This window comes from Haloarcula amylolytica JCM 13557, assembly GCF_000336615.1.
GTDB lineage: Archaea > Halobacteriota > Halobacteria > Halobacteriales > Haloarculaceae > Haloarcula > Haloarcula amylolytica.
The window spans coordinates 73,022-93,040 of the sequence record NZ_AOLW01000019.1 but is presented as its reverse complement, the minus strand read 5'-3'; the positions used below and the strand labels follow the sequence as shown (position 1 = coordinate 93,040).

Sequence of the window (20,019 nt, the reverse complement as noted above, 5' to 3'; positions counted from 1 at the left end):
TGTCGCCAACACAAGACCTACCACGAGGCCCGGAGTACCACCGGGAAATGGAAGAGGGAGACACGTTCGTCAACGCCGTCATCGGTGCCGTCGCGACCGCTCTGCTGAGTGGGTTCGTCCCGCTCGCGCCGCTGCTCGGCGGCGGTATCGCCGGCTATCTCGAAGGTGGCGAGCGAGACGACGGGGTCCGGGTCGGGTTCCTGTCCGGCGTCATCGGGCTGGCGATCTCGCTGATCTTCTTCGTGGTCGTGTTCGTCTTCCTGGCCGCGTTTCTGGCGTTCGTTCCCGAAGCACTGGGTGTGTTCGGTGCGATGGGGTTGCTCGTGCTCGCCCTCGGAACGGTAATGACGGCCGCGTACTTCCTCGGATTGAGCGCACTCGGCGGCTGGCTGGGCAACTACGTCAAGTACGACACGACCATCGGCGACTGACTGGCCAGCCGCGCTGTCGGTAACTACATCACGGGGGACGCCACTACCGAGAACGCATATGCGTGAGTCGGTGACTAACGCTGGTATCGGGGCGCTCGTCACGGTTGCCCTGTCCTTTATTCCCTTTTCGTCGGTGGCCGGCGGTGCGGTAGCCGCGGCGAACCACGGCGGCAGCTACCGGACGGGGCTCTGGCTGGGAACGCTGGCCGGCGTCTGCGCGATGGTGCCGCTGCTCGCCCTCTTTCTCCCGGCGCTGTACATCGCCGGTCTCCTCGGGTTCGGGATTCCACCCGGCGCACCGGGGTACGACCTGTTTCTGGCGCTCGTGTTCAGCTTCTTTCTGCTGTACACTGTCGGTCTCAGCGCCCTCGGTGGTCTCGGCGGCGTCTGGGTAAAGGGACACACCGACTGGAACCTAGACGCCAACCGCTGGCTCTAAACGTGCCTGAACCGCGCTCTTCCCGACATTTGGCATGCCATTCAAGCGTGTCCGACACTAACGTCAGCCGATGTCAAAGACGCCGCCCGGACCGAAGGGCGAACCGCTGTTCGGCAGTAGCCGTACGTACGCTCGGGACCCGTTCCGGTTTATCTCGGCGCTGGAGCGAGCATACGGCGACGTTGCCCGATTCGACATGGGGCCGATGGACACGGTCATGCTGTGTGACCCGACGGCAATCGAGCGCGTACTGGTCTCGGAGGCCGACCAGTTCCGCAAGCCCGACTTCCAGGGCGATGCGCTGGGTGATTTGCTGGGTGACGGGCTGTTGCTGAGCGAGGGAGAGACGTGGGAGCAGCAGCGAAAGCTCGCCAACCCCGCGTTCTCGATGGCTCGGTTGTCTGGGATGGCCGACCGCATCACCGGCCACGCGGAGGACCGGATTGCCGACTGGTCTCACGGCGACGTCATCGACGCCGAGCAGTCGATGACCCGGGTCACGCTGGACGTGATTCTGGACCTGATGATGGGCGTCGAGCTTTCCGAGCAGCGAGTCCAGACTATCGAGGAGCAACTGTTGCCGCTGGGTCAGCGGTTCGAGCCGGACCCTATCCGGTTCGCCATGCCCCAGTGGATGCCGATGCCCGACGACGCCGAGTTCGACCGCGCCGTGCGGACGCTGGACGAGGTGCTGGACGACATCATCGCGGTCCGCGAGGACTCGCTTGGGACGGCTGAGGACGGCCCGATGGATTTCCTGTCGGTGCTCCTGCGTGCCCGCGACGAGGGGAACCAGTCGCCCGACCAACTGCGCGACGAGATGATGACCATGCTGCTTGCCGGTCACGACACGACGGCGCTGACGCTGACCTACACCTGGTTCCTGCTGTCGGAACACCCCGAAGTCGAACAGCGGGTCCACGAGGAACTCGACGACGTCATCGGCGACGACCGGCCGGGGATGGAGCACGTCCGCGAACTGGACTACCTCGAATGGGTGATTCAGGAAGCGATGCGGCTCTACCCACCGGTGTACACCATATTCCGGGAGCCGACCGAGGACGTGACGCTGTCGGGCTACGAGGTCGAGGCGGAGACGACGCTGATGGTCCCGCAGTGGGGCGTCCACCGCTCCGAGCGGTTCTACGACGACCCAGAGACGTTCGACCCGGAGCGCTGGAAGCCCGAACGAGCCAGCGAGCGGCCCCGGTTCGCCTACTTCCCGTTCGGTGGTGGCCCGCGCCACTGTATCGGGAAGCATCTTGCCATGCTCGAAGCACAACTCATCACCGCGACGACGGCTAGCCAGTACCGACTGGAGTTTCAGGGGGAGACGCCTCTGGAGTTGTTGCCGTCGCTGACCGCCCATCCTCGGCAGGAAATGTCGATGCGCGTGCAGGAACGGTAGCACGGACTCCGATGGGACCACTCCGGTGCCGTCGTCGCCTCACAGTGCGGGTTCGACGTGACAGGGACTTGGTCATCAGCTATTTACTGCAGAACCCCGTGTAAGCGTACAAGAACAGCGGGCTGAACGTCTCTCCGGTGACCGATTTCAGCCGCGGTCACGGTGGGAGGGCCCCGTTCACAGCCGACTACTCGACCATCATGACACTGCTGCAGAACACCACTGGCGGCAATCGTCCCGCGCCGTTTGCAGTTGTCCTGCGACCGGACCTGTCCCGAGACAGTTCCCAGAGCCATATCGCTTCGACTGCTCTTGAGCAGGGAACGATATCTATCCCGGCGCAACGGCCGGACTCGAACGGGATACCGAATGACGTCTGAGACCGCTGTCAACGGGGACGACAGGGTTCAGGTCCTCTACGTCGGCACCGATTCGGACGACGCCGAAACGCTGTCGACGGCGCTCGAACGCGAGAACGGCCGTTTCATGGTCGAAACGGTGCGCACTGCTCCCGAGGCTGTGGCGAGGCTGGCTGACGATACCGTAGACTGTCTCGTCTCCGACTACGACCTGCCCGAACAGAACGGTATCGGGCTTCTGGAAACGGTCCGTGACGAGCACCCGACCCTCCCGTTTATTATCTACACCGCACAGGGGAGCGAAGCGGTCGCCAGCGAGGCGATTTCGGCCGGTGTCACGGACTACCTCAGGAAAGAGCCGGGCACCGAACAGCATGTGGAGTTGACGAACCGAATCTTTGACGCCGTCGACCACTCCCGATCACAGCAGGCGGTCAGCGAACGGAACCGAGCGCTCCGGAGCTACGAGCGGATGGTCAACTCCATGCAGGAGGCCGCCTGTATTTACGATGCGGAGGGGCGGTTCGAAATCGTCAACGAGACCATAGCAGAGTGGTACGACACGACGCGCGCTGCGCTCGAAGGACAGACCAGTAGACTCGTTCCGCGTATTCGAGCCGAGGGTGAAACAGACCGCTACCAGGAACTGCTCGACGGAACGCGGGAGCAGCTTAGCGGCGAAATCGAAGCGGAGTTCCCCGGCCACGGACACGCGGTGGTCGCGTACCAGCTAACGCCGCTGGTCGTCGATGGTGTTATCGACGGCATCGTCGGCGTCGCTCGGGACGTCACCGACCGGAAAGAGCGCGAACAGAAGCTACTCCGGAACAAACGCGCGATAGACGAGGCCCCGGTCGGTGTCGTTATCACCGACCCTGGCCAGACGGACAATCCGCTGATCTACGCCAACGACCACTACCGCGACCTGACTGGCTATTCGCTTCCGGAGTTACTCGGGAAGAACTGCCGAATGCTACAGGGCGAGAACACCGATCCGGAGTCCGTCGCTACAATGCGGGACGCGATTGACGCAGAGGAGCGGGTGACGGTCGAACTCAGGAACTACCGGAAGGACGGGACCGAGTTCTGGAACAGGGTTCGGATCGCGCCGGTTCGAGACGACGACGACGGGACAGTCGTCAACTACGTCGGGTTCCAGCAGGACATCACGGAGCGGAAACGACGCGAGAAACGATTAGAGGAAACGTCGTCGCGGCTGGAAGCCCTCTTCGAGAATTCACCGGACATGATCGACGTGCTTGACGCTGACGGGACGATCTGCGACGTGAACCAGCGGTTCTGTGCGGAGCTGGGGTACGACGAGAGCGAGGTGCTCGGACGGTCGATCTGGGAGTTCGACCTGACGTTCGACGCCGAGGACGTGCAGACCCAGCTTTCCGGGTTCAGTGTCGACGAGCGCCGGAAGTTCGAAGGCCTGTACGAACGCCGCGACGGGTCGACGATGCCGGTCGAAGTACATCTGCTCCGACTCAGCCTCGACGGCGAGGACCGGTTCCTGGCGATCAGCCGTGATATCACGGAGCGCAAGGAACGCGAGCAGGAACTCGAACAGCAAAACGAACAGCTCGAACAGTTCGCCAGCGTCGTCAGTCACGACCTCCGGAACCCGTTGACTGTCGCCCGCGGACGCCTCGAACTACTGCGTGAGGAGTCCGATAGCGAGCACATCGACGCTATCGACGGCGCACACCAGCGAATGGATACGCTCATCGACGACCTGCTCACGCTCGCACGCGACGGTACGTCACCCGCGTCGCCCGTCATGGTTGACCTCGAACCGTTCGTCCAGACGTGCTGGCAAAACGTCGACACGAAAGCCGCGACGCTCCGCACTGACATAGCCCGCCCCATCCGCGCCGACGAGAGCCGCCTCCGTCAACTGTTCGAGAATCTCGTCCGCAATGCGGTCGAACACGGCGGTGACGACGTGACCGTGACCGTGGGCGAACTGGCCGACGGCTTCTACGTCGCGGACGACGGTCCCGGTATCCCTGTGGCCGACCGCGGAGACGCGTTCGATGCCGGCTACTCGACAGCAGCCGAAGGGACCGGCTTCGGCCTGAGCATCGTGAAACAGGTCGCTGACGCCCACGGCTGGACGGTCCGTATCGAGAGCGGGGCCGACGGCGGCGCGCGGTTCGAGTTCACCGACGTCGACACTGTGTCCGAGTAGTCCCCCGGCGTTCTCCTGACCGACGACTCCGAAAACGCCTAACGCCCTGGGTGCACACGAGCGGGTATGGTCACGTCGAGCGCTCCCGGGAAGGTGTACCTGTTCGGGGAGCACGCGGTCGTCTACGGTGAGCCGGCGGTGCCCTGCGCTATCGAGCGGCGAGTGCATGTGACGGCAACCGAGATCGACGAGGGGTTGCGAATCCACGCGAACGACTTGCAACTGGACGGCTTTACCGTCGAGTACTCCGGTGACGGGGAGAGCCATCCGGACGTGGACGTCGCCGAATCGCTCGTCGAAGCCGGCATGGGGTACGTCAACGAGGCAGTGGCACAGGCCCGTGACGCGGCCGACGCGCCGGAAGCGGGCTTCGAGATCTCCGTCGAGGGCGACATCCCGCTCGGGGCAGGGCTGGGGTCGTCTGCCGCGCTCGTCGTCGCGGCGATAGACGCGGCGACCAGGGAACTCGGCGTCGAACTGCCGGCCAGTGAAATCGCCGACCGTGCCTATCAGGTCGAACACGAGGTACAGGACGGGCAGGCCTCGCGGGCGGACACGTTCTGCTCGGCGATGGGCGGGGCGGTCCGCGTGGAGGGCGACGACTGCCGGCGGCTGGACGGCATCGATACCCTCCCCTTCGTCATCGGCTACGACGGCGGGGCCGGCGATACCGGGGCGCTGGTCGCCGGCGTCCGGAACCTCCGCGATAAATACGACTTCGCTGCCGACACCGTCGCGGCAATCGGCGATATCGTCCGCGAGGGCGAAGCGGTGCTGGAAACGGGCGATTACGAGCGGCTCGGGGAGCTGATGGACTTCAACCACGGATTGCTCTCTGCGCTGGGCGTCTCGTCGCGGTCGCTGGACTCGATGGTGTGGGCGGCCCGCGACGCCGACGCACACGGCGCGAAACTCACCGGGGCCGGCGGCGGCGGCTGTATCGTCGCGCTGGACGAGACGGACGATGCGCTCACGGCGCTGAAGTACACGCCGGGGTGTGAGGACGTCTTCCGGGCCGAACTGGACATCGACGGGGTCCGGCAGGAATGACGGCCGTCCTCAAACTCGGCGGGAGCGTCATCACGAAGAAAGACGAACCCGAGACGGTCGATACGGCGGCTCTGTCGGCGGCGGCTTCGGCTATCGCCGAATCGGCGGTCGGTGAGGATATCGTCGTCGTTCACGGTGGCGGGAGCTTCGGCCACCATCACGCCGCCGAATACGGCGTCAGCACGACTGCGGGGACCCGCGACGTGGGCGGCGTGCAGGCCATCCACGGCGCGATGTGCCGGCTCAACGCCGCTGTCGTCGATGAACTCACCGGTCAAGGAGTCCCGGCTGTTCCGGTCCACCCGTTTTCGGCGGCCGCACGCGACGCCGACAGCGACCTTTCGCTGCCGACGGCGCAGGTCACGACGCTGCTCGACGAGGGGTTCGTCCCGGTCCTCCACGGTGACCTCGTCGCACACGCCGGTGCGGGCGCGACGGTTCTGAGCGGCGACGAACTGGTCGTCGAACTCGCGCCCGCCGTCGACGCGGACCGCGTCGGCGTCTGCTCGACCGTTCCCGGCGTCCTCGACGAGGACGGGACCGTCATCGACCGCATCGAGACATTCGAGGCCGTCGCATCGGCACTGGGTGAGAGCGACGCGACGGACGTGTCGGGTGGGATGGCCGGCAAGGTCCGTGCGCTGCTCGCCCTCTCGGCCCCCGCCGTCGTGTTCGGACCCGACGCGCTCCCCGCGTTTCTCGCCGGTGAGAGCCCGGGAACGACTATCGCTGGTGATGACGACGACTGGTGAGACTGCTACTACTGTCGTCGACTGGCCCGTCCCAGAACGCGATTTAGTCCATAGTGTGCCCAGGCTGGCTGATACAGCGGTATCTCTGCCCAGGCCTGGCAGACTGGTAGCTTAAATATCACTTCTTCGACTGTCGTAACATATTTGTCCTCTGTTATCAATTATGCGACTATGTCTGCAGTAGGTCTGACCGACGTCTATCGATACGGAACGAGGTTTCTCGGGACATTGCTTGTCGTCGCCGGCGTCGGTGGCGGCCTCATCGCTGCAGGGTACGTGCTGATACAGAACGGCTCGCTCGGCTCGCTTGCGGGGAACGCGGGCTATCGCGCGGTACTCGGTATCGTCGTCGGTGCGCTCGGTGGCCTCCTGTTGCTCTCCGGCCTGCTCGGCCTGAGCCACAAGCTCATCGCCGACGCGACGATGGCGGGCACGCTCGCGGCCCAGACAGCACAGCGTGGTGCGAGTGACGTGGCAGCCGCCAGTCCACCAGCGAGCGACCAGGCAGCAACTGAAACGGCCGATGGTAGCGCGTCCGCGGCGACCGAATCGGATTCGGAGTCGGAAGAACCGACGACGGAGTCGGCCGAGACTGAACCGGCGGTTTCTCAGGAGACGGAACCGGCTGCCGACTCAGCGACTGTCGAGCCGGCAACGGCCGAACCCGAGGTATCGGAGCCGGTCGCTGACTCCGAGCCGGACGCGGACTCGTCCGGAGACTCGGGGATCCACGCGTCCCAGGAACCCTCCGACCCATCCGACGGGACAGTGGCGTCCGCTACGTCCGACGCTTCGGCGGCCGGGACTGATGACGCACCGGTGACGGCAGCCGACGAAGATCCGCTGGCGGATGCTGACCCGGCAACAGCTGATGACCCGGTAGCAGGCGATGATCCAGTGACAGACAAGGACCTTCTGGACACCGACGACACTTCAGGACCACCGTCGACCGACGACACGATGGCCGCGGCGACAGACGACACGATGGCCGCGGCGACAGACGAAGACGAAGTGGAGACGGCCCAGAACGAACAGCTATCGAACCAACAGCCGGCGGAAAACGTTGCTGGACCGGAATCCGAAGCAGTGGACGACACCACTGCGGAGCCATCCCCGACGGACCTCGCTGGTGAATCGGAAACGGTAGAGCCCCAGTCTGAACCCAGCGAGCAGTCGGACCGCGACCTGCTCGCCGAGGACGCCGGCGAGGAACCAGAATCGAGCACGGAACCACAGGAGTGGACTCCGCCGGACCCTGCGGAGTTCGACACGCAGAGCGAGGAACCCGCTGCGGCTGACGACTGGGGAGCGGACGAACCAGTACCGGCCGACGACTGGGAAACCGAACCTGAAGCCGATACCGGACCCACTGCTGTCGGATCACCAGATGACGCCGAGGCGGACCAGCACGACGCCGTGACCGAGGACACCCGACTACTCGACGAATCCGGTAGGGCAGACACGTCCAGTGGCCCGCGGACGACGGACGACCTGTTCGGTGGCGGCACTGCTGACGAGCAATCCGATTCCCGGGCCGACGAGAGCGTACAGGGCGAGGTGGAGTCACAGGACGCGGACGCGACTGACGACGAGGACACGACGCTCGCGGACGACGGTGTCACTGGTTTCGACGTCTCCAGTGACGACGACCCGCTCTCGGACCCCTTAGACGACGAGTAGCGACGAACCCACACCGTTTTAAGAAGCGCCGTTGTAGTCCGGAGTAACCGAGCGCACGGCCGCTCGCGGACTGCGGTTCGGCGGCCGGCAGACGGCGGATGTAAGTTGCGGGACGGAAGTCCCTCCCACTGCGGTTGCACAGGCTACGGGCGTACCCGACTGGCCTGGAGCGCCGACGCGGATGAAGTCGCCTACATTGCAGATACCGTCGTTGCCGTGCCCCACCGGATGCCCGCGGCCGGCTTTCCACTCGGAGCTACAACCATGGAAGTCGAAATTGCGACAATTGGCGGTTACGAGGCTGTAGGCCGACAGATGACGGCCGTCCGTGCAGGGGACGACGTCGTCATCTTCGACATGGGCCTGAACCTCTCGAAGGTACTGATTCACGACAACGTCGAGACGGAACGGATGCACTCGCTGGACCTCATCGACATGGGTGCCATCCCGGACGACCGGGTCATGTCCGACCTGGAAGGCGACGTGAAGGCCATCGTGCCGACACACGGTCACCTCGACCACATCGGCGCGATATCCAAGCTCGCCCACCGCTACGACGCCCCCATCGTCGCGTCGCCGTTCACCATCGAACTCGTCAAACAGCAGATCAAGAGCGAGGAGAAGTTCGGCGTCCAGAACGACCTCGTCAAGATGAGCGCCGGCGAGACGATGTCCATCGGCGAGCGCAACGAACTGGAGTTCGTCAACGTCACACACTCCATCATCGACGCGATCAACCCCGTGCTTCACACGCCGGAGGGCGCAGTCGTCTACGGGCTCGACAAGCGGATGGACCACACGCCGGTCATCGGCGACCCCATCGACATGAAGCGGTTCCGCGAGATCGGCCGCGAGGGCGAGGGCGTCCTCTGTTATATCGAGGACTGTACGAACGCGGGTAAGAAGGGCCGCACGCCCTCCGAATCCGTCGCTCGTCGCCACCTCAAAGACGTCATGACCAGCATTGAGGACTACGACGGCGGCATCGTCGCCACGACGTTCTCCTCGCACATCGCCCGTGTCAAGAGCCTCGTCGAGTTCGCTGACGACATCGGCCGCCAGCCGGTGCTACTGGGCCGCTCAATGGAGAAGTACTCCGGCACGGCCGAACGACTCGACTTCGTCGACTTCCCGGAAGACCTGGGAATGTACGGCCACCGGAAGTCCGTCGACCGGACGTTCAAGCGGATCATGAACGAGGGCAAGGAGAACTTCTTCCCCATCGTTACCGGCCACCAGGGCGAGCCCCGCGCGATGCTCACCCGGATGGGCCGCGGCGAGACGCCCTACGAGCTAGACGACGGCGACAAGGTCCTCTTCTCGGCCCGAGTCATTCCGGAGCCGACCAACGAGGGCCAGCGCTACCAGTCCGAGAAGCTCCTGGGCATGCAGGGCGCGCGAATCTACGACGACATCCACGTTTCGGGCCACCTCCGCAGTGAGGGCCACTACGAGATGCTCGACGCGCTCCAGCCGAAGAACGTTATCCCGGCCCACCAGAGCCTCGAAGGGTTCGCGCCGTACGTCGACCTCGCGGAAGACATGGGCTACAAAGCCGGACGGGACCTCCACATCACCCGCAACGGCAACATGATCCAGCTCACCGAGTAAATCGATGTCCGAACGCCATCAGCAGGTCGAAGACGCGATTGTCGCCCGACGAGACCGGGTCAACGACGCCCTCCCCGAGGACCTTCCGGTGCAGAAACCGGACCACCTCTACGAGGCGTCGCGTTACCTGCTGGACGCGGGCGGGAAACGGCTCCGCCCGACGGTCCTGCTGCTGGTCGCGGAGTCGCTGCTCGACGTCGACCCGCTGACGGCAGACTACCGTGACTTCCCGACGCTCGAGGGCGGGCAGGCCGATATGATGTCGGCCGCGCTCGCCATCGAGGTCATCCAGACGTTCACGCTTATCCACGACGACATCATGGACGACGACGCGCTCCGTCGCGGGGTGCCCGCCGTCCACAAGGAGTACGACCTCTCGACGGCGATTCTCGCCGGCGACACGCTGTACTCGAAAGCGTTCGAGTTCCTGCTCGATACCGGCGCGGCCCCCGAGCGGACCGTCGACGCGAACAAGCGACTCGCGACGACGTGTACCCGCATCTGCGAGGGCCAGTCCCTCGACATCGAGTTCGAGCAACGCGACGTCGTCACGCCCGAGGAGTACCTGGAGATGGTCGAACTCAAGACGGCCGTGCTGTACGGCGCGGCCGCCTCGATTCCGGCCACGCTGCTCGGGGCCGACGCGGAGACCGTCGACGCCCTGTACAACTACGGACTCGACGTGGGTCGCGCGTTCCAGATTCAGGACGACCTGCTGGACCTGACGACCCCCTCGGAGAAACTGGGCAAGCAGCGCGGGTCCGACCTCGTCGAGAACAAGCAGACCCTGGTGACGTTACACGCTCGCCAGCAGGGCGTCGACGTCGGCGACCTGATCGACACGGACTCCGTCGAAGCCGTCTCGGAGGCCGAAATCGACGCGGCCGTCGAGCGCCTGCGCGACGTTGGATCCATCGAATACGCCCGCCAGACCGGGCAGGATCTCATCGCGAGCGGCAAGCAGAACCTCGAAGTCCTGCCGGACAACGAGTCTCGCTACCTGCTTGAGGGTATCGCGAACTACCTCGTCGAGCGCGACTACTGAGCGCTCCGACAGTCCGTTTTTCCCCGCGTCTTTCGACCCTGAACAGTGCTGGTCAGCAACTAAGACCTGTCAGCCCCTAGGCAGTCGTGTGACTCGGTTCCTCCTCTACGGCGGCAAGGGCGGCGTGGGCAAGACGACCGTAGCCGCGGCGACCGGCTACCGGCTAGCAGCGGCGGGCCACGAGACACTGGTCGTCTCCACTGACCCCGCGCACTCGCTGGCCGACGCCGTCGAGACCGAGGTCGGCGGCGACCCGACGGAAATCCAGTCGGGGCTGTGGGGTGTCGAGATCGACCCGCAGACCGGTATCGACCGCTACCGGTCGCTGTTCGAGGCGCTGGCGTCGGAGTTTTCCGACGCCGGGGTCCGGATTGACGAGGACGAAATCGCCGACCTGTTCACGACCGGCGTGATGCCCGGCAGCGACGAACTGGCGGCCATCGAGGGCATGGCGACGTACATCGAGAGCGACCGCTGGGACCGCGTGGTGTTCGACACCGCCCCGACCGGCCACACGCTCCGCTTGCTCGACCTGCCGTCGGTGATGGACCGCGGCGTCGCGACGGCGATGGACCTCCGGGATCAGGTCCGCCGGAAGGTCAACACCGCCCGGACAATGATGTTTGGCCCGATGGCGAGCCGACGCGACGACGGTCCGGACGACTTCACCGCGATGCGCGAGCGAATGGAACGGGTCGGGACGGTGCTGCGAGACCCCGAGCAGACCGCGTTCCGCGTCGTCACCATTCCCGAGACGATGGCCGTCCGCGAGACGGAACGACTCGTCCAGAAGCTCCGCGAGTTCGACGTGCCGGTGACGACGCTGGTCGTCAACAAGGTCATCGAGGACGCTGGCGACTGTCAGCGGTGCCAGGGCAAACAGGCAGTGCAAGAGGAGTCGATTGCTACACTTCGGGAGTCACTGCCCGAACTGGGCCTGTGGACGGTGCCCGACCAGTCCGGCGAGGTGACCGGTCTTAGCGCGCTGGAACGGGTCGCGGACTCGTTAGGTGCTGTTGAATAACTACTCTTCGTTTGTGGGTAAACCGTCCTGCGTAGAATACGCAGCCCGTCTGCGAACTTACCAACCAGAAAACACATGCGGCCAGAGATGAGTTGCTTGCGTCATGAATCTCCGTCCGATTCTTGCGGTGTTTCTCATTATCACTGTCGGCATCGTAGCTTCGCTACTCCTGTTTCCCACCCTTTCTGCCCACAGCGGCCCGCCCGATGTAACGACGACTGACACGCCGACGATTGATCCATCTGTTCCGGCTCCATACCAAGGAACGAAAGCCGAACCCTCTGTCGTCATCCAGGTCGGTGCCACTGGGGATGGTTTGCCGATTCAGGTTTGGAATGCTAGCCCGATGAACCGAACCGTATCCGTCGAGATAGTACATACTGACAGTAATTCTTCAGTCCTAACCCGTACAGAAACACTGCCACCGAACGGGACACTTTGGTTGGAAATTCCGTCCCCAGGGTACCTCCTCACAGTGACGGACGAAGCAACACAGACGACTGGAACGTACCCAGTAACAACTGACCATTTCGACTGTAATTCCCGGTTTGCAGAAGTCCGTATCGGTAGCAACGGAACAGTGGATTCTCGGACCGTCTCCACAAGTATGGGCTGTTGACGGTACTCGCTGTACTAACCAGTATGCCTGCACCCCGTACTGAGTGAAGCGAATCGTTGCAGACCAAGGAGCTATGCGAACTGTTTGCTGACACCCTGCCCCCATAGCTGGCTGAACCCGACGGCGTTTTGACCCTCCCAGTCGCAGGTCCCGGTAATGGACGACGAGCTGCGAGACCGAATCACGGAGGCGGCGGAGACAAGCGCCCTCCTGAACGCGGTCAAACACGACAGCGAGGCACAGGTCGGAGCGATCATGGGGCCACTCATGGGCGAGAACCCGGAGTTCCGCGAGTACGGCGACGAGATTCCGGGCGTCATCGCGCCGGTCGTCGAGCGGGTCAACGGGATGCGTAGTTCTGAACGCCGCGAGCGGCTGGCCGAACTTGCGCCGGATAAACTCGAAGAACTGGAGAGCGAGGACGAGGGCGAGGACCACCCGCTGCCGGACCTGCCCAACGCCGACGAGTACGACACCGTCCGGATGCGGGTCGCGCCCAACCCCAACGGCCCGTGGCACATCGGCCACGCGCGGATGGCCGCCGTCGTGGGGACGTACAAGCAACGCTACGACGGGGAGTTCATCTGCCGCTTCGACGACACCGACCCCGAGACCAAGCGGCCGGACCTGGACGCCTACGACGCGATTCTGGACGCCATCGACTACCTCGGCTTCGAGCCCGACGAGGTGGTCAACGCCAGCGACCGGGTCGAGACCTACTACGAGTACGCCCGGGAACTCATCGACAAAGGCGGGGCCTACACCTGCTCGTGCCCGCAGGGTGAGTTCTCCGACCTGAAGAACAGCGGCGAGGCCTGTCCCCACCGCGAGAAGGACGCCGAGACCACGCGCTCGGAGTTCGAGGCGATGGTCGAGGGCGAGTACGACAGCGGCGAGATGGTGCTGCGGGTCCGGACCGACATCACGCACAAGAACCCCGCGCTGCGGGACTTCGTCGCCTTCCGGATGGTCGACACGCCCCACCCCCGCGAGGCGGCCGCGGAGTACCGCTGCTGGCCGATGCTCGACTTCCAGAGCGGGCTGGACGACCACCTGCTAGGCGTCACGCACATCATCCGCGGCATCGACCTGCAGGACTCCGCGAAGCGCCAGCAGTTCGTCTACGACTACTTCGACTGGGAGTACCCCGAGGTCATCCACTGGGGCCACGTTCAGGTCGACGCCTACGACGTGCCCCTCTCCACGTCGAGCATCGCCGAACGCATCGCGGACGGCGAACTGGCGGGCTGGGACGACCCGCGAGCGCCGACCGTCGCCAGCCTCGAACGGCGCGGCATTCGCGGCGAGGCCGTCGTCGACGCGATGATCGAACTCGGGACCTCCACGTCAAACGTCGATCTGGCGATGTCCTCGATCTACTCGAACAACCGCGACCTGATCGACGACGACTCGGACCGGGCGTTCTTCGTCCGGAACAGCGACGACCACGGCGGCCTCGTCGAGCGGCAGGTCGTCGGCGGGCCGGACGCCGGCGAACCGCCACTGCACCCGGACTTCGAGGAGCGTGGCCGCCGCGAGATTCCCGTGACCAGCGGTGTCGTCGTCGAGGGCGACGACCTGCCGAGCCACGGCGAGCGTATCTGGCTCAAGGGGTACGGCTGCGTGCGCCACACCCGCGACGCCTTCGAGTACACCGGCGACGACATCGACGCCGTCCGCGAGGAGGGCGTCGACGTGATTCACTGGGCACCGGCTGATGGGCCACAGGTCCGCCTCCGGACGATGGACGGCGACGTGTCCGGCGTGGCGGAACCCGGACTACTCGATTACGACGCTGACGAGGTGGTTCAGTTCGAGCGTATCGGCTTCGCCCGCCTCGACGAGGTCGCGGACGACCCGGACACGGAGTCCGTCGCGTACTTCACCCATCCCTGAGGCCGCCGTCACGACGACTCTGCGGTCGGTTCTTCGCCCTGTGTCTCGATCTCGACGCCGCTGAACTCGAACCGGGCGCCGCCGTCCTCGCTGTCGGTAATTTTCAGTTCCCAGCCGTGGGCCTCAGCGATCGTTTCGACTATCGACAGGCCGAACCCGGTGCCGTCATCGCTCGTACTGTAGCCCGATTCGAGGACGGCGTCCCGCTGGGCCGGCGGAATCCCCGGGCCGTTGTCGGCGACGTAGAAGCCGTCCGGCGTGGCTCCGAGCGTTATGGTGACCGCCCCTGCCCCGTCGACCGCTGGCCCGGATTCGGGAGTAGCACCGTCTCTGCCGTGTTCCACGGCGTTTCGTACGAGGTTCTGGAACAGTTCGACGAGGCGGTCGGGGTCGGCCAGTACGCGCTCCGGCGGGTCCCGAATCCGGCGCTCGGCCGCGCTCGTTGGCGCGGCGTCCCACGCCCGAGCGAACGTGTCTCGGAGCGACACCGGTTCGGGGTCGCCGATGTCACGCCCCTCGCGGGCCAGCGTCAGGGTGTGGTCGATGAGCGTCTCCATCCGATTGAGGGCGTCCGTTGCGGCCGTTATCGACTCGCGTACGTCCGCCGAAGCGTCCTGTGACGCCAGTTCCAGATGGCCGCTGGCGACCTGCAAGGGGTTCCGGAGGTCGTGGCTGACGAGGCTGGCGAACTCGTCCAGCCGCTCGTTCTGGAGTTGGAGTTGTCGCTCCCGCCGCTTCTGGTCGGTGATGTCCGTGATGACGGAGACGCTGCCGACCACAGAGCCACTGAGGCCGCGTATCGGGGCAGCAGCGAGGCTCACGTCGACGTGGCTCCCGTCTTTTCGCTGGAGTTCCGTTTCGTGGCCTGCCAGACGCTCGCCCTCGAGTACCTGCGCATGAAGCTCGATGGTCTGCCGTCGATTTTCGGCCGGGATAACGGGGACCGTTTCGCCCAGAACCTCGTCCGCAGACCAGCCGAACAGCTCTGTCGCGGCGGGGTTCCAGACCTCGACGACCCCGTCGGTGTCCATCGCCACAATCGCGAGCGGGGCGGCCTCGACGAGCGTCTCTAGGCGCTCGGTCGTCACTGCGAGCTCGGACTCGATTTCCTTTCGCTGTGAGATGTCACGGACGATGCCGACGCGGCCGGACTCACCGCCGGCCAGTTCGATGTCCGCTGCGTCGACTTCACAGGGGACCTGTTCGCCGGACGCGGTCCGTATCAGGAACTCCCCCGACCCGTCGTCCACCGGTTCGGTTTCCATCTGTCCCAGCACCGTCTCGAAGCGTTCGCCGACGAGACTGTCCTCGACGGTACCGACCAGTTCGGCGAACGGGTCGTTGTACGTGACGAACCGGTCGTGCTCGTCGAGGACGTAGACGGGTTCGCTGACGCCCTCGAAAATCGTCTTGTACTGCGCCAGCCGCTGTTCGCGCTGCTTCCGCTCCGTGACGTCCCGGAGGACGACGAGACGGCCAACGAGTCCGTCGAACCGGTCGGTAAACGGGGTCACTTCGAGCTCGACGAACCGCTGCTGTCCGTCCACGGTGAGGGCGAGTTCCGACCAGTCTGACTGTCCGTCGTCGTCGACCGCGACTTTGTCCCAGGTCGGAATGACGGCGTCCACTGGCTGGCCAACGAGCGTTTCCTCGGGGCCAGCGAGGAGGGTCTCGGCCGCTGGGTTCGCGTGGCTGATACAACCGTCGACGTCCAGAACGAGCGTTCCATCGCCCATTTGCTCGACGATGGTCTTCTGGGCGGCTGGCACCGGGTCGAGTGTCTTGAACGTGTAGAGCCCGGTCGTCATCGCTATCCCGGAGACTCCCCAGGCGAAAATCGTGGCGTCTTCGGGAATCTGTAGGAAGTACTGCTGGGTCAGCGCAATGGTCCAGGGAGCCAGCGCCGCGACGAGGACGGCAGCGGCCTGTGTTCGGTACAGGTGTCGCGAGCGGACGAACAACTGAACGAGAACGACTGTCCCGGCGAGCGCCGCAATCAGAATTGTCGCCATGTGGGCGACGAACACCGCTGTGAGGCCGGTCCCGGGCGTCACCACCAGCGACCCCACGGAGCCGCTGGGCGGGAGGTCGAACAGTGATACGCCCGGAAAGACGAACACGGCCACCAGTATCAGTGGATCAAGCGACAGTAGCCCGACGGCCCGGCGCGTCACCGCCCGGTCGAAGTCGGCGTACTGCAACGCGGCATACAGCCAGGCGATGGCGACTGCACCCTGCGCGATGGTCGCGACCTGTCGGGCGAGCAACTGGGTCGACAGCGTCGTCGCGGTGATGTCGACGGCGTAGCTGGCAGCACCGACTGACAGAGCGAGGTGAAACACCACCATCGGCGTCCCGCCAGGGTCCTCCCGCTTGCGCCACGCGAGCAGTGAAAACACCGCGGAAAGGCCTGTCAGGACCCACAGGGCCGTCACGAAGCGGCCGTACATCGTTCCAGTAACGATACGCCTATTCCCACTTTATCTTATCGGTAGATGGGTATTATTAGTAAAAATAGCGCTTGCCTGTAGCCGGTCCACCATTATCCGCATCATTCCTTCTAACCCGACTGAGGCCTGTACGAACGGGATCCTCGAAGTGCGCCTGCCCGTCGAGACGGGCGCAACGGCCCGCAGTAAGCAAATCGAGGTCGAAGGCTAACCGTCGGGCCGCAGGTGTACCGCCCGATAACCGAGCTTTTTCGCTTCGTTCAGAACGATGTAACTGACTGTCAATCCCTCAAGAACAGAGAGCCGGCGAGTGGGATGGCAGTCATCGGCCAGCAGGCTCCGGCGGACAGCGGGTTCTCCAGCGGTGACTTCGTTCGCCTGCAGGAACGCAGCAGTGACCAGTCGGCTATCGCGAACGTGTGGCCCAGCGGCTGTGATGGCGCTGGTTGGGGCTGCGGCGTCGGTGGCCGCCCGCGATGCCGATGCCTCGCTCGACTCCAGCGTCGAGAGCGAATAGCGTCGGGCTTATGTCCGCGACGGCCCGACTGTAGCCCGTGACAGACCGCGCCCCGGAGTCAGTGACAGTGCAGCGTGACATCCCGTTCCACGAGGGGGACGGCGAGACGCTGACGCTCGATCTGTACGACTCGCCAGCGGCCAGCGGCCCGAAACCGGTCGCCGTGCTTGTCCGCGGTGGCGCGTTCACGTCCGGCGACAAGGGCGAGTTCGCCCGGCACGCGCTTGACCTCGCTGCGGACGGCTTTCTGGTTATCGAGCCTCGGTATCGGCTTGCGCCGGAGTGGACGTTCCCGGCGGCGTTGGTCGACGTGAAAGCCGCTATCGAGTGGGCCAGAACGGAGGGCGAGAGCTACGGCGCGGACACTGACCGCATCGTCGGCGTCGGCCACTCGGCGGGCGCGAATCTCGTTGTCCTGGCAGCGCTGACGGCGGATGAACCCGGGTTCGAACCCGAACTGTACCCCGGCGCGTCTTCGGCGCTGTCGGCCGCTGTCGGCTACGCCGGCGTCTACGACTTCCACGCGCTCGACAGCACCACCGACGTCCCAGCAGGCGAGGGCCATCGCGCGTATCTCGGCGGCGGACCCGATGACGAACCCGCGGCCTACGACCTCGCCTCGCCGGTCGGACAGGTGAACACCGACGCTCCGCCGACGCTGTTGCTCCACGGGACCGACGACGACGTCATCCCGCCAGCCCAGTCCGAACTACTGGCCGACGCGCTCGGGCCGATGACCGATGTCGTCCACGAGACGGTGCCGTCGGATCACGGCTTCCCCTTCCACGGGACGCACTACGATGACGTGTACGAACGGACCGTCGAGTTCATCCGGCGAGTCGGAGTCGGAGTCGGCGGTCCGGATACTGGNAGCCCGCTCAGAGATGTGTATAAGAGACAGCTACGATGACGTGTACGAACGGACCGTCGAGTTCATCCGGCGAGTCGGAGTCGGAGTCGGCGGTCCGGATACTGGTGACAGGGCCGGTACAGGCGAGAAAACCGGCTTGCCCGGCGGCGACCTGCCGGGACCGGCCGACCGTATCGACGATCTCGGACCGGAGGACACTCGGGGCCCGGATCGCCGCGACGGCCCCGGATTCTGACGGTCAGGTCGAAAAGTTAAGTAGCTCGCAAAAGTGAGATAAGATACCAATGGCCATAGATCCGGAGTTCGAGGAGAACCGCGACGTTGTCGAACAGCACGACGGACACGACGTCTGGGGGCCGGTCGACGAGCCCGAGGAACTGGGCATCCACGGGACACACGTCGCCGTCGACTTCGACATCTGCATCGCCGACGGCGCGTGTCTGGAGGACTGCCCCGTTGACGTGTTCGAGTGGGTCGACACGCCGGACCACCCGGAGAGCGAAATCAAGGCCGACCCCGCCCACGAGGAGCAGTGCATCGACTGCATGCTCTGTGTCGACGTGTGTCCGGTCGACGCCATCGACGTGGACCCAGGCCGTGCCGGTCGTATCTGAACTATCGGACTGTCCTGTTTCCGCGGGATTGCAGCGTTCTACACCCCAGATATAAACGCCCTGTAGCTGTCAGCCTGTCGTCATACAGCGTGCTGCCGGATTCTACCTCACCTGAGACAGAGACGCCGACCTGTCATACAGATTTGTAAACATACATTTATTATAGATTCTTGTGTGAGATACACTCACGAGGGTCGTGATACCATGCATACAGTCGTCATGACAAAAGGCGTACCGGACTTCCGCGAGGGACAGGTATCGTTCGACGAGGATGGCCATCTCGAACGCGGGAAGACACCGACGGTGATGAACCCCAACGACAAGCACGCGCTTCGGGCGGCGTTCCAGACGAAAGTCCGCAACGGGGGGCACGTCTCGCTGATGAGCATGGGGCCGCCGGGATACAAAGAGGTCTTACAGGAGGGGATGCGGGACGTGTACGCCGACGACCTCTATCTCCTCTCGGACCGCGAGATGGGGGCCGCAGATACGTGGGCCACTGCGATGACTGTCGCCACTGGCCTCCAGAACCTCGACGACCAGCCGGACTTGGTGTTTGCCGGGTTCAAAACTGCTGACGGCGAGACGGGTCACACCGGCCCACAGACCTGCTGGTGTCTGGACTGGCCGATGATTACCCACGTCGTCTCGCTCGACATCGACGAGGACGCCGGTACCGTCCGGGCCAAGCGGCTGGTCGATGGCGACATCTCCGAGATCGAGACGGTCGAAGCGCCGATGCCGTGTTTCATCGTCGCTGACCCCGAGTTCGAACCGACCTACCGGAAGGCGAGCCACCGGCTGAACCACAAGGATCTCCGCGATGAGACTCAGGAACGGGCCGAGGAGTACGAGGACTATCTCACGGTCTGGGACCACGAAGACCTCAACCTCGATCCGGACTACATCGGGCTCGACGGGTCCCCGACCATTGTCTCCGGTGTCGACCCGATTCCGAAGGCTCCCTCCGAGCGTGAGGCGACGATTATTGAAGCCGACGACAGCGAGGCGCTGGTGCCGATACTGGACGAACTTACGCCGTACGCGGTAGGTGACTGA

The 20,019-nt window shown here is 64.7% G+C and carries 17 protein-coding genes; 16 read left to right on the top strand and 1 reads right to left on the bottom strand.

What is annotated here, in order from left to right; all coding sequences use genetic code 11:
• The first annotated feature begins 47 nt into the window (after positions 1-47).
• The 11 genes from C442_RS10820 (at position 48) to C442_RS10770 (ending at position 14,508) form a co-directional block, all read left to right on the top strand.
• The gene (locus tag C442_RS10820) at positions 48-431 is read left to right on the top strand and encodes a DUF5518 domain-containing protein (protein ID WP_008310356.1); all 384 of its coding nucleotides are present in this window, start codon (positions 48-50) and stop codon (positions 429-431) included.
• A gap of 58 nt (positions 432-489) precedes the next feature.
• Complete coding sequence (locus C442_RS10815) at positions 490-870, top strand: DUF5518 domain-containing protein (RefSeq protein ID WP_008310355.1); 381 nt, start codon at positions 490-492, stop codon at positions 868-870.
• A 70-nt stretch (positions 871-940) separates the two neighbouring features.
• Positions 941-2,278, top strand: a complete 1,338-nt coding sequence (locus C442_RS10810; protein WP_008310354.1) for a cytochrome P450 — start codon at positions 941-943, stop codon at positions 2,276-2,278.
• A 369-nt stretch (positions 2,279-2,647) separates the two neighbouring features.
• Positions 2,648-4,831, top strand: a complete 2,184-nt coding sequence (locus tag C442_RS10805; protein WP_008310353.1) for a PAS domain S-box protein — start codon at positions 2,648-2,650, stop codon at positions 4,829-4,831.
• Between the two features lie 66 nt (positions 4,832-4,897).
• Positions 4,898-5,881 carry a mevalonate kinase gene (mvk, locus tag C442_RS10800; protein ID WP_008310352.1) on the top strand — a complete coding sequence of 328 codons (984 nt, stop codon included), beginning with the start codon at positions 4,898-4,900 and terminating at the stop codon, positions 5,879-5,881.
• Positions 5,878-6,633, top strand: a complete 756-nt coding sequence (locus tag C442_RS10795) for an isopentenyl phosphate kinase (protein WP_008310351.1) — start codon at positions 5,878-5,880, stop codon at positions 6,631-6,633. Before mvk ends, C442_RS10795 begins: the two co-directional genes overlap by 4 nt.
• Before the next feature lie 171 nt (positions 6,634-6,804).
• The gene (locus C442_RS10790) at positions 6,805-8,313 is read left to right on the top strand and encodes a hypothetical protein (RefSeq protein WP_049942944.1); all 1,509 of its coding nucleotides are present in this window, start codon (positions 6,805-6,807) and stop codon (positions 8,311-8,313) included.
• Between the two features lie 264 nt (positions 8,314-8,577).
• A complete protein-coding gene (locus tag C442_RS10785) occupies positions 8,578-9,924 on the top strand; it encodes a ribonuclease J (protein ID WP_008310348.1) in 1,347 nt (448 codons plus the stop codon).
• A gap of 4 nt (positions 9,925-9,928) precedes the next feature.
• Positions 9,929-10,969: a geranylfarnesyl diphosphate synthase gene (gene idsA3, locus C442_RS10780; RefSeq protein ID WP_008310347.1), complete on the top strand. Its 1,041-nt coding sequence runs from the start codon at positions 9,929-9,931 to the stop codon at positions 10,967-10,969.
• Between the two features lie 88 nt (positions 10,970-11,057).
• Positions 11,058-11,993, top strand: a complete 936-nt coding sequence (locus C442_RS10775; RefSeq protein WP_008310345.1) for an ArsA family ATPase — start codon at positions 11,058-11,060, stop codon at positions 11,991-11,993.
• A 775-nt stretch (positions 11,994-12,768) separates the two neighbouring features.
• Positions 12,769-14,508 carry a glutamate--tRNA ligase gene (locus C442_RS10770; protein ID WP_008310343.1) on the top strand — a complete coding sequence of 580 codons (1,740 nt, stop codon included), beginning with the start codon at positions 12,769-12,771 and terminating at the stop codon, positions 14,506-14,508.
• Between the two features lie 8 nt (positions 14,509-14,516).
• Here the strand turns inward: C442_RS10770 and C442_RS10765 are convergent, their stop codons facing one another.
• Positions 14,517-16,958: a PAS domain S-box protein gene (locus C442_RS10765; protein WP_008310341.1), complete on the bottom strand. Its 2,442-nt coding sequence runs from the start codon at positions 16,956-16,958 to the stop codon at positions 14,517-14,519.
• Between the two features lie 394 nt (positions 16,959-17,352).
• Here C442_RS10765 and C442_RS22900 point away from each other — a divergent pair, with 394 nt between their 5' ends.
• The 5 genes from C442_RS22900 to C442_RS10750 all read left to right on the top strand — a co-directional run bounded on the left by C442_RS22900 (position 17,353) and on the right by C442_RS10750 (position 20,019).
• A complete protein-coding gene (locus tag C442_RS22900; RefSeq protein WP_275039409.1) occupies positions 17,353-17,475 on the top strand; it encodes a hypothetical protein in 123 nt (40 codons plus the stop codon).
• Positions 17,476-17,512: 37 nt separating this feature from the next.
• Entirely contained in the window at positions 17,513-18,385 is an 873-nt protein-coding gene (locus C442_RS10760; protein ID WP_239642294.1) for an alpha/beta hydrolase, read from the top strand.
• Entirely contained in the window at positions 18,360-18,581 is a 222-nt protein-coding gene (locus tag C442_RS22620) for a hypothetical protein (protein WP_239642293.1), read from the top strand. The genes C442_RS10760 and C442_RS22620 overlap by 26 nt, the downstream gene beginning before the upstream one ends.
• Positions 18,582-18,630: 49 nt before the next feature.
• Entirely contained in the window at positions 18,631-18,960 is a 330-nt protein-coding gene (locus C442_RS10755) for a 4Fe-4S dicluster domain-containing protein (protein WP_004593526.1), read from the top strand.
• Positions 18,961-19,164: 204 nt separating this feature from the next.
• The gene (locus tag C442_RS10750) at positions 19,165-20,019 is read left to right on the top strand and encodes an electron transfer flavoprotein subunit beta/FixA family protein (protein ID WP_008310337.1); all 855 of its coding nucleotides are present in this window, start codon (positions 19,165-19,167) and stop codon (positions 20,017-20,019) included.